The following is a 266-nucleotide window of genomic DNA, read 5'->3' as shown; positions in this document are numbered from 1 at the left end:
CACCACGCCTTACGCTGGTCTGGTGTTTGACATCAATGACAACTGGTCGACCTACGCCAGCTATACCTCTATTTTCCAGCCGCAAAATGATCGTGACAGTTCAGGCAAATATCTGGCTCCAATCACCGGTAACAACTACGAGCTGGGTCTGAAATCGGACTGGATGAATAGCCGTCTGACCACCACGTTAGCCATCTTCCGTATTGAGCAGGATAATGTCGCTCAGTCCACCGGTACACCTATCCCCGGCAGCAACGGCGAAACCG

The 266-nt window shown here is 52.3% G+C and carries 1 protein-coding gene; it reads left to right on the top strand.

Going from position 1 to position 266, the window contains the following annotated elements:
* The coding region (locus R0J87_RS21070) for a TonB-dependent receptor domain-containing protein (RefSeq protein WP_498888713.1) at positions 1–266 on the top strand (266 nt) is incomplete at both ends.

It is taken from the genome of Halomonas sp. SIMBA_159 (assembly GCF_046536035.1).
Lineage (GTDB): Bacteria > Pseudomonadota > Gammaproteobacteria > Pseudomonadales > Halomonadaceae > Vreelandella > Vreelandella venusta_A.
The sequence above is the reverse complement of the archived record's forward strand: the minus strand, read 5'-3'. Positions and strand labels throughout refer to the sequence as shown.